Annotated in this window: 14 protein-coding genes; 13 read left to right on the forward strand and 1 reads right to left on the reverse strand. The window is 44.3% G+C overall.

Annotated features, from left to right (window positions below):
* The first annotated feature begins 8 nt into the window (after positions 1-8).
* The 5 genes from ACHZES_RS15355 to ACHZES_RS15375 all read left to right on the forward strand — a co-directional run bounded on the left by ACHZES_RS15355 (position 9) and on the right by ACHZES_RS15375 (position 6,170).
* A complete protein-coding gene (locus ACHZES_RS15355; RefSeq protein ID WP_395547191.1) occupies positions 9-1,910 on the forward strand; it encodes a heparinase II/III family protein in 1,902 nt (633 codons plus the stop codon).
* Positions 1,911-1,939: 29 nt separating this feature from the next.
* Positions 1,940-2,674 carry an SDR family NAD(P)-dependent oxidoreductase gene (locus ACHZES_RS15360; protein WP_038283440.1) on the forward strand — a complete coding sequence of 245 codons (735 nt, stop codon included), beginning with the start codon at positions 1,940-1,942 and terminating at the stop codon, positions 2,672-2,674.
* A 23-nt stretch (positions 2,675-2,697) separates the two neighbouring features.
* Entirely contained in the window at positions 2,698-3,027 is a 330-nt protein-coding gene (locus tag ACHZES_RS15365) for a cupin domain-containing protein (RefSeq protein ID WP_038283441.1), read from the forward strand.
* A gap of 201 nt (positions 3,028-3,228) precedes the next feature.
* Positions 3,229-4,017, forward strand: coding sequence for an AAC(3) family N-acetyltransferase (locus ACHZES_RS15370; RefSeq protein ID WP_154525160.1), 789 nt, complete (start codon positions 3,229-3,231; stop codon positions 4,015-4,017).
* 134 nt (positions 4,018-4,151) lie between these two features.
* Positions 4,152-6,170, forward strand: a complete 2,019-nt coding sequence (locus ACHZES_RS15375) for an alginate lyase family protein (RefSeq protein WP_395547190.1) — start codon at positions 4,152-4,154, stop codon at positions 6,168-6,170.
* Positions 6,171-6,269: 99 nt separating this feature from the next.
* Here ACHZES_RS15375 and ACHZES_RS15380 read toward each other — a convergent pair whose 3' ends face one another.
* Positions 6,270-7,079: an alpha/beta hydrolase gene (locus tag ACHZES_RS15380; RefSeq protein WP_154525156.1), complete on the reverse strand. Its 810-nt coding sequence runs from the start codon at positions 7,077-7,079 to the stop codon at positions 6,270-6,272.
* 554 nt (positions 7,080-7,633) lie between these two features.
* Here ACHZES_RS15380 and ACHZES_RS15385 point away from each other — a divergent pair.
* The 8 genes from ACHZES_RS15385 to atpC all read left to right on the forward strand — a co-directional run bounded on the left by ACHZES_RS15385 (position 7,634) and on the right by atpC (position 13,921).
* Positions 7,634-8,329: a F0F1 ATP synthase subunit A gene (locus tag ACHZES_RS15385; RefSeq protein WP_038283447.1), complete on the forward strand. Its 696-nt coding sequence runs from the start codon at positions 7,634-7,636 to the stop codon at positions 8,327-8,329.
* A 23-nt stretch (positions 8,330-8,352) separates the two neighbouring features.
* Entirely contained in the window at positions 8,353-8,577 is a 225-nt protein-coding gene (atpE, locus tag ACHZES_RS15390; protein WP_174715246.1) for an ATP synthase F0 subunit C, read from the forward strand.
* A gap of 54 nt (positions 8,578-8,631) precedes the next feature.
* Positions 8,632-9,132: a F0F1 ATP synthase subunit B gene (atpF, locus tag ACHZES_RS15395; protein ID WP_089990159.1), complete on the forward strand. Its 501-nt coding sequence runs from the start codon at positions 8,632-8,634 to the stop codon at positions 9,130-9,132.
* Positions 9,113-9,616 (forward strand): ATP synthase F1 subunit delta, encoded by a 504-nt coding sequence (atpH, locus tag ACHZES_RS15400; RefSeq protein ID WP_038283455.1) that lies wholly within the window; start codon positions 9,113-9,115, stop codon positions 9,614-9,616. The genes atpF and atpH overlap by 20 nt, the downstream gene beginning before the upstream one ends.
* 5 nt (positions 9,617-9,621) lie before the next feature.
* Positions 9,622-11,130, forward strand: coding sequence for a F0F1 ATP synthase subunit alpha (atpA, locus tag ACHZES_RS15405; RefSeq protein WP_395547189.1), 1,509 nt, complete (start codon positions 9,622-9,624; stop codon positions 11,128-11,130).
* Between the two features lie 3 nt (positions 11,131-11,133).
* Positions 11,134-12,030 (forward strand): ATP synthase F1 subunit gamma, encoded by an 897-nt coding sequence (gene atpG, locus ACHZES_RS15410; protein ID WP_038283460.1) that lies wholly within the window; start codon positions 11,134-11,136, stop codon positions 12,028-12,030.
* A gap of 63 nt (positions 12,031-12,093) precedes the next feature.
* Positions 12,094-13,488, forward strand: a complete 1,395-nt coding sequence (atpD, locus tag ACHZES_RS15415) for a F0F1 ATP synthase subunit beta (RefSeq protein ID WP_089990147.1) — start codon at positions 12,094-12,096, stop codon at positions 13,486-13,488.
* A 16-nt stretch (positions 13,489-13,504) separates the two neighbouring features.
* Positions 13,505-13,921, forward strand: coding sequence for an ATP synthase F1 subunit epsilon (gene atpC, locus ACHZES_RS15420; protein ID WP_038283521.1), 417 nt, complete (start codon positions 13,505-13,507; stop codon positions 13,919-13,921).
* Positions 13,922-13,925: the final 4 nt, after the last annotated feature.

Here is a 13,925-nt window from a genome sequence, read left to right on the forward strand (position 1 = left end):
GTATGGGAATGAAGTATGTAAATGACAGATTTTATGAACGGATGAATGGAGAGGACAGGAACCGGGAGCTGATACAGGAAATGAAAAAAGAGGTAGATGAGTTTCTTCCTTATTTTTCTGACTCTCCTGACCGGTTAAGCCGTTGGGGGCACTACTATTTTTGTGACGATGACGGAGGACGGCTGATTTTTGATATAAACTCCCCTGACAGGCATCGGTGTGAAGTGTGCGAAAAGGTGTATGAAAGTGAGATTTTAGATGGCGTTTGGGTTTATTTTTACCGGAATAAAGCGGTGATCATGGCGCTGGTATCTGCATTTGTTTATAAAGCCACAAAGGAAAAGAAGTATTTTGATTATTCCGTGTCAGTAATGGAATATTACGCCCGTCATTATAAGGAGTTTCTGCTGCATAACAAAGAAAATCTGACCGCAGATTCCTATGACGCAATGCCCTGGGGATGCGGAAGAATGATGCCCCAGGGGCTGAATGAATCCATAGTTTCCATACGTTTTGTCCAGACTATTGAGATATTAAGAGATGAATTAAGTCCGGAATTTCTTGATCTGGTGTATCACAATATGTTCCGGGAAATGTATTTCCTGCTGGCACCTCAGGCCACCAGAATTCATAATATCAGCTGTTGGAATCTGTCTGCTATCGGTGTTATGGGGCTGGCATTCCAGGATCAGGAGATGATTGATTTTGCATTCAACAGTGAGTTCAATGTAAGAAAACAGCTTGAAACAGGAGTGACGAAAGACTTTTTCTGGTATGAAGGATCCATTCATTATAATTTCTTTTTGCTGGAAGGCATTACGTATCTGCTTTTGTTCAGTAAGGTTTACGGTTATGATTTTGGAGAAACCGGGACTGAAATTTTGCAGAATATGTTTGTACAGGCATACAATTATGCATTTGACAATCAATTTCTGCCCAATCCCAACGATGGCTGGCCCAATCTGAATCTACGCACATTCAGTTATATTTACCATACGGCTGCCAGGGCTATGGGAGAGGACAGCCCGATCGGCAATCTTGTGAAGAACATTGAAGCGTCCGATTCCGTTCGTACGCCTCTGCCCTTGTCAGAGCCATATTATTGCAAAAACAGCGTTTGTCTGGAACAGCTGCTGTTTAACATTGACTTTGATTATGAAAAATTTACCCCGATTAAGCAGCAGTCAAATAACTTTCCTGAATCCAATTATGTAATTTTGAGAAATGCCATATGGAATGGGTTTATGAAATATGGATTAAATGGAAAATCACACGCCCATCCGGACATCATGAATGTGGAACTGATGTATGGGAATCACAGAATATCCAGGGACTTGTCAAATGCAGGGTACCGGTCCCGCCTGTGCAATGAATGGCACCGGAAAACCCTGTCTCATAATACTGTCTGCTGGAATGGAATGGATATTACCTCAGTAAGTCCTGGAGAATGCCTGTATTATGATAAAAATAAGGTGACTGCAGCTTCAAGAAATGTCTATGAAGGTATTAACTATACCAGGACGATACAGATCTCAGAGAATACCTTTACTGATGATTTTTGGGTGGAAAGCGGAATGAATGGAATTTTTGATTATGTGTTCCATTTGGAATCGGCTCTTAGCCTGGAATATGATCTGGATCTGGAAGATGGGAACCTGGGATTTGAAAAAAATGGCTATCAGCATATCCTTGAAACCAAACGGGTAAAAACAAATGAAAACCATGTTGTGTTGCGAGCCTGGGCAGAAGACGTAATGTGGAGTATCTGGATCGATCTGACTGGGGGACACCAGTTATACCTCTTAAAAACATTGGATAATCCGGTAAATCAAAGGAGAAATACAATTTTACTTAGGAATACAGGAACATCTCCCCATTATCATTTAAAAATAATGGCGGAGGCAAAATAATAAAGAAAGCTAAGAAAAGGAGATCAAAAATGAGAGCAGTAATCACAGGAGGAACAAGCGGAATTGGCTTAAGTGCCGCCATAGAGCTGGGGAAGGCTGGTTATGATATTATTATCACCGGAATTAGTCAGGAGGATGGGAAATCGGCACAGGAAACTCTGAAAAGCCATGGGATAAACAGCGAATTTATTTATGCAGATTCGATGAATGAGGAAGACGTCAATCGCTGCTTTGAAAAAATAACCCAGACTTATGATTCCTTGGATGTGTTAGTGAACAATGTGGGAGGTCTTGGCGGAAGGCAGCGTTTTGAAGAGATGGAGACTTCTTTTATGAGAAAGGTTATGGCACTTAACTTTGACAGCGCATTTTTTGCAAGCCGAGCAGCCATTCCTTTACTGAAAAAGGGCAATCACCCATCCATCATTAACTATAGTACCATTGCAGTTACCTCCGGCGGAGGCCCGGGCGCGGGAATCTATGCAGCAAGCAAGGCAGCAATTGAAGGACTGACACGGGCACTGGCAAAAGACCTTGTGGATTATGGAATCCGTGTAAATGCCGTTTCCCCTGGCACCATAGATACGGCATTTCATTCTGCAACAAAACGTGAGATCCTGGAGTCCTGGAAGGATGGGATTCTTATGAAACGGCTTGGAGAACCATCGGAGGTAGCAGCAGTGATCGGATTCCTGGTTTCTGAAAAAGCATCCTTTATTACAGGAGAGATTATACAGATCAATGGCGGTCAGGTGTTTATCTGATGATATAGAAAGGGAGCGGCGATATGGTTTTAAAATATGAAGATATAATTCCCGGGAATCCAGAGCCGGGAATCACCAGGCGTATTCTTGCAAGAGGCGGGAGCCTGATGGGGGTTGAGGCCTCTTTTATAAAGGGAGCAGTGGGTAGTGTACATAAGCATCCTCATGAGCAGGTCAGCTATATAGTATCCGGGTCCTTCCAGTATGAAGCAGATGGTGTTAAATATATTCTAAAGGCAGGCGACAGCTATTATGTAGAACCAGAATCACTGCATGGCGCAACTGCATTGGAAGATTCTATAATCCTGGATATTTTTACACCCCAGCGGGAGGACTTTATAGGGGATGTATAAGAAGGGAATAAGGTGAAAATACAGTTATAAAATTTTACACATAATGTGACAGGCTGCCAAAGTGATAAATCGGCAGGCTGTCATTATTGTATTCCAACCATTATTTTCATTTAAATTAGACTATATTGAAAAATTATGTCATAATACTTATGGTAATAGACAGGATGATATTAATCTATTTGGAAACAGAAAGGCGTTATTATGTATACAAAACAAGATCTAAAGCAGAATTTGAAAGAAATGGGAATTATGCCCCATGACACTTTGCTCCTGCACTCATCCATGAAAGCAATCGGAGAGGTTGAAGGTGGGGCGGATACCGTACTTGATGCTTTTATGGAATATATGTCTGACGGTCTGCTTATACTGCCCACTCATACATGGGCTGCCATGTCAGAATACCACAATGTATATGATCCACGAATAGAGCCGGCTTGCGTAGGAATTTTACCCAATCTTTTTATGAGACGGAAAGGTGTACTTCGATCCTTACATCCAACCCATAGTGTAGCCGTGTACGGAAAGGATAGTAAGGCATTTATTGAGGGAGAAGAAAACCGAACAACGCCCTGCCCGCCAGGTGGCTGTTATGATCGTTTAAAAGATAGAAATGGTAAAATCCTGCTTCTTGGGGTTGGTCACGAGCGGAATACTTTTATACATTGCGTGGAAGAACATTTAGATGTACCGGATCGCCTGACCAAGGAACCCACTTATTTTAAGATAGTCATGCCAGGCAATCAGATTAAGCCCTCCTTTATGCACTGTCATGAAAATCCTGTTACGGATCATATTTCTGATAATTACACAAAACTGGAACAGGCCTTCTACGACAGAAATGCAGCAGTTAAGACCTGTTTTGGCGATGCCGCCTGCATCCTGTGCGATGCGAATGCAGTATATGAGGTGACGAAAGATGTGTTGTCCCACCAGATTAATTGTATCATAGAATTAGAAACAATCCCTAAGGAGTGGTGGCTGAACGTATAAGATTTCACCCAATTCTATAGTTTTGTAAATCTAAAAAAAGAATATAAATCTGGAAATCGTTTATTTCATTTATTCATTTATTCCATTATAATAATAGTAACTAAAAAAATCTATTACGGAAGAGGTGGAACCAGATGTCAAAGGAACAGTATTTTGAAAACAAGAACAACTATATAGCCTTTGAGGACAAGGCGTGGGTCACAGATTATTGCCAAAGGAACTGGCCGGAGGAAGTGAATCATATCCTTCGCATTGCAGATGATGCAGTGGAGCATACGTTTTTGTTTGATTTGCGGTGGGATATGGAGAGAACCTATGAGCCGGTTCACTTTGATCAGGAAGTGGATTGGTACTACATGCCGGGAGATGACCCGGAGTTTATCTTTCAGTTCAACCGCCACCAGTTCTTTATATGCCTGGGACAGGCATATGCCATGACTGGTGATGAAAAGTATGCAAAGACTTTTGCAGAGCTTCTGGATTCCTGGATAAAAAACAGCCCTCTGACAGAGGAAACCAAGCAAACCACATGGAGGAGCATTGAGGCTGGTATCCGGGCTGAAACCTGGGTAAAGGCCATGGGTTATTTTAAGGACAGCCCCTCCGTAGATGACGGACTTGTGAAGGCATATATGGATTGTCTCACCGTTCATGCGGAATACCTTATGACAACCTATAAGCATTTCCAGATTAAGAGCAACTGGGGAGTCATTGAGAACAGGGGCCTTATGGAGATTGCACTGGCCCTTCCTATCAGCGATCGGACAAGGGAATATCTGGATGCAGCGCTTTTGCGCCTTGGTGAGGAGATCGAGGTGCAGATTGCAGACGATGGAGTACATTGGGAGCAATCCCCTATGTATCATAATGAGGTATTTCACTGTTATCTGGAAGTGATGCGGCTTGCCAGGCGTTACGGAATTAAACTTTCGAAGAAAAGAATGGAGAAAGTACGGCAGATGGCCTATGCAAATATTGCATGGAAAAAGCCAAACCATTGCCAGCCCATGCAGGGAGACAGTGATGAGACCGATATCAGGGACTTACTGACTCAAAGTGCCTGGCTGTTTGCAGACCCGGTATTGAAATTCTGCGCTTATGACAAAATGGATTTTGACGGAGCCTGGGACTTCTTGAAAGAAGGCATAGAGGGCTACGGAAAACTTAATGCACAAGAACCAGATTTTTTAGACAGGGTTATGGAAAGCACCGGTAATCTTTTTGTCCGGTCCAGCTGGGAAGAAAACGCAGATTATTTCCACTTCCGCTGCGGATTCCTGGGAGGAGGCCACGGCCATTCCGACAAGCTGCATGTAGATCTTGTGATCAATGGAGAAGATATACTCATGGACACAGGGCGTTACCATTATGTGCCTGGTGAAACAAGAACCTGGCTTAAAAGTGCCCTGGGACATAATGTTCCACTAATAGACAATCAAGACTATTTAAAATGCCGGGATGCCTGGGGAGTGGATCAAATGTCTGCTGCGTATTTTGGCGGATATAAGAAAAAGGCTGGGTATCGCTATATCCAGGGAAGTCACGGCGGGTATTTAAATGGAAATGAGGGAAACGTTTGGATCACCAGAAAAGTGGTAGCAATTAATACGGATCTTTATTTGATTGCTGATGAGTTTTTCTCCGGGGAAAAGCACACATACCAGCAGCTTTTCCATTTTAATAATCAGGGAAAGGTTTCCCGTTCCGGACACACCGTGCGTTATTCCGGCAGCAGGACAGACGGGGAATTGACAGTTCTTACGGAAGGTTGTGAGATGAAGCTGTCCGATGGCTGGATCTCCAGAAACTATAACCAAATGGAAACAGGAAGGCAGCTTTTAACCGGTAAAGAAGCAGATGGCTTTTCTTCCATTATTACTGTTGTATCAGGCGGGGAAAAGAGTAAATACAAATCCCCGGAACTTTCTCTTCTTCCAGTATTCGGAGCGGATCCAACGGTTCCATTAGATCCTTCTGATGCGGAAGCGGTATCTATTAACTGGAAGGGAAAGAACTATGTGGTTATTTTAGCCCACCGTGATATCGGGGATTCCTGTGACCTGCTTACAGCTGGAGGCGTGAAGGGACTTGGAACGGTAATTGTGTTTGATACGGAAAAGCAGAAGGTGGGAGGTACAGTCCTTCACTGGTAGAAAATCGAAATGAGTATATAAAGAAAGCAGCGTTTATCCAAAAAGGAAAAACGCTGCTTTTTGCAATGGCCTGAAGTTTAAAAAGATGGTATACTTATCTTAATGAGAAATCCGCGCCTCAATCCAGTGAAGGACGTCGCCGATGACTTCATCCCTGCAGTATTCATTAAAGATCTCGTGGAATAATCCACCGTAGATTTTCATCTGCTTATCTTTTGATGGGGCGCCTGCAAAGAATTGATAAGTATCCTGAACGCTTACCAATCCATCCTTTTCCCCATGAAGCATGAGGATTGGGTATTCAAACCTTTCCACTGCCTCTTCAAACCAGGCAATTCCCTGGCAGAGGGCGTAGCATAAGCCGGTGGTAAAGGTTTTGGAGTTAAGGGGATCTTTGCCGTACCATTCTACAACTTCGGCTACGGAACATACGCCGGCTCCCAGTTCATTGGGAAGCTTCGTGTGAGGATCCAGGCCTCCCGGAACACCGCTGATAAGTCCCCTGTTATCTTTTGTCAATGCTCCGCTGGTGATGATGCCACGAAGCTTCTTGTCCGGGTATTTTGCGCCGTATAAAGAAACGGTGAAGCCCCCCATACTGTGACCGATTAAAAATACCGGGATATCCGGATGCTCCATGATTGCCATGTCCACCACTACATTGGTGTCATCAAGCAGTTCATTGAAGTCTTCATAGTGAGTCCGTTCCCCCTCGGAACGACCGTGACCCCTGTGATCGAAACGGTAGGTTGCGATCCCGGCTTTGTGAAACAGCTCTGCAACATAATCATACCTTCCCTGATGCTCACATAATCCATGTACAATGACGGCTGCTCCCCGGGCTGCCTCTGGAACTTCCTTGTTTAAAAACAGCTTGGTCCCGTCGAATGAAGAAATCATTTCTCCCATAGAAATACCTCCCTTTGTTGCATTGGTTTTTGTATTTCCTTATTATACCAGATCTATATCTATTTTAATAGGAAGAAAGCCATGAAAGGCAGGAAAAATTTTTCATTAGTCTTTTGTAGGATTTGATAGCGACAAAAGAAGGAATGACCGGGAGCATATATTTTTTCCATATCTATTCTAATCTAATTATAACTGCGTTAGGTACTAATGACGGTGAAAAGAAAAAAAGCAAAAAAAACATGGTCAAATTACACAAATTATTAGAAAAAAATTCTACATAAAACCCAGAAAAATTCGCTAAAAATAAAAAACTTTATGTTTTGGACATAATTCCGGTTAAAAAATTAATAATAATTTTAGAAATTCATGCGAAAAATTGTCTCAAATGTTCAAACAATTAACTGCATTAATAAGATGTTATGAAACTTGCAAAAAGTTGACAATTTCCGCAGATGAAAGTATGATACACGGTAGACCTCTGATATATTGTACATTTAGGAGTACAATCCGTAAATCTGGTAATATATAAAGGGGAAGATAGTTTAAGAAAGGAAGTGAGCATTACGGAGGATTTGGCAGAGAAGTTATTAGAGGAACTGAACTGCGAAACGGTTTTTACCATTCCGATATTCGGAGGCATTCCCATTGCTGAATCAGTAGTGGTGACATGGATTATCATGGCAGCACTAACACTCCTTTCCATCATTCTGGTGAGAAATCTTAAGGTTGAGAATCCTGGAAAGAAGCAGCTGGTGCTTGAAATGGCAATCGGTGGAATTTACAATTTCTTTGAAGATTTAGTGGGGGAGGAAGGTAAGAGATATATTCCTTATCTCATTTCAGTGGGAATTTATCTCGGAGTGGCTAATTTGATTGGTCTGGCAGGTTTCAAGCCGCCTACCAAGGATTTAAATACCACTGCAGCGCTTGCTGTCATGAGCATACTTCTGATAGAGTATTCAGGCCTTCACAAAAAAGGGGTAAAAGGTTTTATAAAAGGCTTTGCAGAGCCGTCACCGATTATAGCCCCTATTAACATCCTGGAATTATTTATTAAACCGCTTTCTTTGTGTATGCGGCTTTTTGGTAATATCCTGGCATCATTTGTAGTAATGGAATTGCTTAAGCAGTTTGCAGCACTCCTAGTACCAATTCCGTTCAGTTTTTATTTTGATATTTTTGACGGATTGATTCAGGCGTATGTATTTGTATTTTTGACTGCCCTTTTCATTAAAGAATCGGTAGAATAAACAATAGTAAATTAAAAGGAGAGATTATTATGTTAATAGCAATTGGAGCAGGAATCGCAGTATTCACAGGTATTGGAGCAGGAATCGGAATTGGTATAGCAACCTCAAAAGCAGTGGATTCCATTGCAAGACAGCCTGAGGCAGAAAGCAAGATCAGCAAGGCCCTTCTGTTAGGTTGTGCGCTTGCAGAGGCAACTGCCATCTATGGTTTCGTTATAGCCCTTCTCATCATTTTATTCCTTAAATAATTAACCAGGTCAGGATTAAGATGGAAAAATTGAAAAGAAAGGCAGGCGGTACAGATGCTTAGACTGGATATGAACTTTGTGTGGACTATCGTGAATCTCATCGTCCTGTATCTTTTGCTTAGGCATTTCCTTATAGGGCCGGTTTTGGATGTGATGAATAAACGGCGGGGAATGATTGAGCAGAGCATTTCAGATGCCAGGAATAAGGAAGTTTTAGCAGCGGATCTTAAAAAGCAATATGAAGTAAAGCTGGCTGCCTCCTCAGATGAGGGTTCAAAGCTTATTGAAGAAGCGAAAAACCAGGCAAAGGCCCAGTACGACCGGATCTTAAAGGATGCGGAGGAAGATGCAGGCCGTTTGATGGCCGAGGCCAGGAAACAGGCTGAGGCTGATCAGGAAAAGGCATTGCGTGAGGCCAAGGCGCAGATTGCGGGCATAGTGATCGCAGCAGCGGCCAAGGTGGTTAATCAGGAGGTGAGCGCCAGGGCAAATCAGGCGCTTTACGATTCATTTATAGCAGAAGCAGGTGATTTTCATGATGCAGGCAGCAATTAATTACGGGCAGGTGCTTTATGAGCTCTCTGTTCCTGAAACAGCCATTGAGGAAACGGCTCTGGCATTAAAGACTGTGCCGGAGCTTAAGCGTGCCCTTAACAGCCCTGTGGTTGCTAGGAGCAGCAAGCACCGGATTATTGACCGCGTATTTCCTGCTGAGATCAGAACCTTTTTAAAGGTTTTGGTGGATCGCCGGGATGTAGATCTTGCAGATGATATTTTTCATGCATGGCGTGCCTGTGTTTGCAGACAAGAAGGAATCCTGGAGGCTTCCCTTTTCTACGTAACAGAACCGGAGGAAGAACAGCTTCGCGAGATCAAAGCAATGCTGTGTAAAAAATATGATAAACGTGATGTAAGGCTTCGCCTGATTCAGGACCCCGGTTTGATCGGTGGCTTCATCATCCGCGTAGGAGATGTGGAAACTGACTGGAGCTTAAGGGGACGCCTTAGAGAATTGGAACAAAAAATAATGCGGAGGTGAAAAACGTGGCTTCCATCAATTCAGATGAAATAATTTCTATATTGAGAAGTGAAATTGAAGATTATGACGCTCATGCCAGGGACCAGGAAGTTGGGACTGTTATTAGCGTTGGCGACGGCATTGCAACGGTTTATGGAATTGACCGTGCGATGTACGGCGAGATCGTTATTTTTGATAGTGGAATCAAGGGAATGGTACAGGACATCAGAAAAGAAGATATCGGATGTATCCTGTTCGGTTCTGACCGGGACGTTAGGGAAGGTTCCAAGGTAACAAGAACCAAAAAGCGTGCCGGAATCCCGGTAGGCGAGAAATTTGTGGGAAGAGTGGTCAATGCACTTGGTGCTCCCATTGACGGGAAGGGAGAGATCATCTCTGACGATTACCGTCCCATTGAACATGAAGCACCTGGCATTGTTGACCGTAAGAGCGTGTCTGTTCCAATGGAAACAGGTATTCTTGCCATTGACTCCATGTTCCCTATTGGACGGGGACAAAGAGAGCTGATCATTGGCGACCGTCAGACCGGTAAGACTTCCATCGCCATTGATGCTATCTTAAACCAGAAGGGAAAAGGCGTGATCTGCGTTTATGTAGCGGTGGGGCAGAAGGCATCTACCGTTGCAAAGCTGGTGAATACCCTGTCAAATTACGGCGCTATGGATTATACTATTGTGGTATCTTCTTCAGCCAGCGAACCGGCACCCTTACAGTATATCGCACCTTATTCCGGTACTGCTCTTGCAGAGTATTTCATGTACCAGGGGAAAGATGTGCTGATTGTTTATGATGATCTGTCTAAGCATGCGGTAGCATACCGTTCCTTATCCCTGTTATTAGAGCGTTCTCCTGGACGTGAGGCATATCCAGGCGACGTATTTTATCTTCACTCCAGGCTTTTGGAGCGTTCCAGCCGGTTGAGCGAGGAAGCAGGAGGCGGTTCCATTACTGCACTGCCTATCATTGAAACACAGGCCGGTGATGTATCGGCTTATATTCCGACTAATGTTATTTCCATTACAGACGGTCAGATATTCTTAGAAAGCGACCTCTTCTTCTCCGGTATGAGACCGGCAGTAAACGTAGGTCTTTCCGTATCCAGAGTTGGTGGAGCGGCTCAAACCAAGGCGATGAAAAAGGCTGCGGGAAGCATCCGTATCGACCTGGCACAGTGCCGGGAGATGGAAGTGTTCACCCAGTTCAGCTCAGATCTTGATCCGGCTACTAAGGAGCAGATCCAATATGGTAAGGGACTTACAGAGCTGTTAAAACAGCCTTTATGCCATCCATTGAGCCTTCATGCCCAGGTGATCAGCCTGATTGTAGCCAATAACCGTCTGCTCTTAGATGTGGAAGTTACAAAGATAAAAGAGTTTCAGAGAGAATTGCTGGCATTCTTTGATGAGCGCTATCCGGAAGTCGGAAAAGAAATTGAAGAAAGCAGAGCGCTGTCTGACGAGCTGAAGCAGAAGATTGTAGATGTGACAGCCGAATTTAAACAGAAACGGGTGTAGGATATGGCAAATGCGAGAGAGATACAAAGCAGGATGAACAGCATCAAAAGTACCATGAAGATAACCAATGCGATGTATACCATTTCCTCGTCAAAGCTGAAAAGAGCAAGGAAAGCCCTGACTGATACAGAGCCTTACTTTTACGCACTGCAAAGGACCATTGCCAGAATCATAAGGCACACGCCCGAAATTGACGACCCGTATCTGGATACCAGGCCGCATATTAAGAAAGAAGACCGTAAGATCGGATACATTGTGGTAACGGCTGACAAGGGGCTGGCCGGTTCTTATAATCATAACATTTTTAAACTGGCTCAGGAGCAGATTGACAAGGGCGGAAATCCCATGCTGTTTGTAGTTGGTGATCTGGGACAGCAGTATTTTACGAAAAAGGGAATACCGGTGGAACAGGATTTCCGGTATACCGTTCAAAAGCCAAATATGAGCCGGGCCAGAATCATTGAGGAAAAGATCGTGGATTACTTCCTGACAGGAAAGCTTGATGAGGTATATATGATCTACACCAGAATGGTGAATGCCATGAAAATGGAGGCTGAGATCGAACAGCTTCTTCCCATTCCTAAGCACCGGTTAAGCCAGGGCGTACCAATTAATGTACATTTGGAAGAGATCACCATGAAGCCATCTCCACAGGCAGTGATCGATGCCATCGTGCCGAATTACATTGCAGGCTTTATCTATGGAGGTCTGGTGGAGTCTTATTCCAGCGAGCAGAATTCCAGAATGATGGCCATGCAGGCTGCAACAAAGAGTGCTCAGGAGATGCTTGATGAGCTGGCGATAACCTATAACAGAGTACGCCAGGCGGCCATTACCCAGGAGATCACCGAGGTAATCAGCGGTGCAAAGGCCCAAAAGAAAAAAAGGAAGAAAGCATAGTATCATCGGATGTTCCGGTTAACTTTAGAGAGGAGGAGTCCTCACGACTGTGAGTAACAGAATATGAATATAGGAAAGATCGTTCAGGTCCTTGGACCTGTAGTAGATGTTGAGTTTTTTGAGGGCAGCGAACTTCCCCGCATTAAGGACGCCCTTGAGGTGAATAATGAAGGGAAACGCTGCGTAATGGAAGTTGCACAGCATATGGGAAACAGCACAGTCCGCTGCATCATGCTGGCTTCCAGTGAAGGGCTGTATAAAGGCATGGAGGTGACCGCTACCGGGGAAGGCATTAAGGTTCCGGTAGGAGAGCAGACTCTGGGACGCCTTTTTAATGTACTTGGAGAGACCATTGATAACGGCGGTTCCTTAAATGGCGGTCCGGAGTGGGTCATTCACAGAGATCCTCCGGCCTTTGAGGAGCAAAGCCCTGTGGCAGAGATCCTGGAAACGGGAATCAAAGTCATCGATCTTCTGGCCCCTTATGCAAAAGGCGGAAAGATCGGTTTGTTCGGCGGCGCCGGTGTTGGTAAGACGGTTTTAATCCAGGAGCTGATCCATAACATTGCCACGGAGCATGGCGGATATTCTATTTTTACCGGTGTTGGAGAGCGTTCCCGTGAGGGTAATGACCTTTGGACCGAAATGGGAGAGTCCGGTGTTATTTCAAAAACTGCCCTGGTATTCGGCCAGATGAATGAGCCGCCGGGTGCACGTATGCGTGTGGCTGAAACAGGCCTTACCATGGCGGAATACTTCCGTGACGAAGAGCATAAAAATGTGCTTTTGTTTATTGATAATATTTTCCGTTTCACCCAGGCAGGTTCTGAGGTTTCTGCCCTTCTAGGACGTATGCCTTCGGCGGTTGGTTACCAGCCTACCCTGGCTACGGAAATGGGCGAGCTTCAGGAGAGAATTACTTCCACGAAAAATGGTTCTGTTACCTCTGTACAGGCAGTATATGTGCCTGCTGATGACTTGACGGATCCGGCACCTGCAACTACGTTTGCTCATTTGGATGCTACCACCGTACTATCCAGAAAGATCGTAGAACAAGGTATTTATCCGGCGGTAGATCCCCTTGCCTCAAATTCCCGTATCCTTGAACCGGATGTGGTTGGGGAAGAGCATTACGAGGTAGCCCGTAAGGTACAGGAATTGCTTCAGAAATATAAGGAACTTCAGGATATTATCGCTATCTTAGGTATGGAAGAATTGGGAGATGACGATAAGATCACGGTTTACCGGGCAAGAAAAATCCAGAAATTCTTATCCCAGCCTTTCTCTGTGGCTGAGAACTTTACCGGAGTTTCAGGTAAATATGTTCCTCTTAAGGAAACAGTCCGGGGCTTTAAGGCAATTGTGGATGGAGATATGGATCAGTATCCGGAGGCTGCATTCTTTAATGTGGGAACCATTGATGAGGTGATTGAAAAGGCCAAGGCATTAGAGGCTTAGCTTGGAGGTGCTGCCTGTGAGTAAAAATACATTTTTCCTTCAGGTTCTTGCCAGTGATAAGGTGTTTTACAAAGGCTCTTGCCAGGAACTGGTGATTCCTCTTGCAGATGGAGAAAAGGCGATTCTTCCCCATCATGAGGATATGGTCATTGCAGTATCCATAGGGGAAATGCGTTTGTTGGATGAAAATGATCAATGGATTCATGCTGTTGTAGGAAATGGTTTTATCCAGATCATCAACAACCGTGTGACACTTCTTGTTGATACTGCCGAGCATCCGGAAGAAATTGACGAACGCCGTGCAGAGGAAGCTATGGAAAGAGCGGCTGAGCAGCTAAGGCAGAGTAAAAGCCTTCAGGAGCATTCTCATTTTGAGGCTTCTATGGCCAGGTCGCTGGCCAGACTGCGTACAAAACACAAATTTGAGCTTTGACAGG

It is taken from the genome of Lacrimispora sanguinis (assembly GCF_044987295.1).
Lineage (GTDB): Bacteria > Bacillota > Clostridia > Lachnospirales > Lachnospiraceae > Lacrimispora > Lacrimispora celerecrescens_B.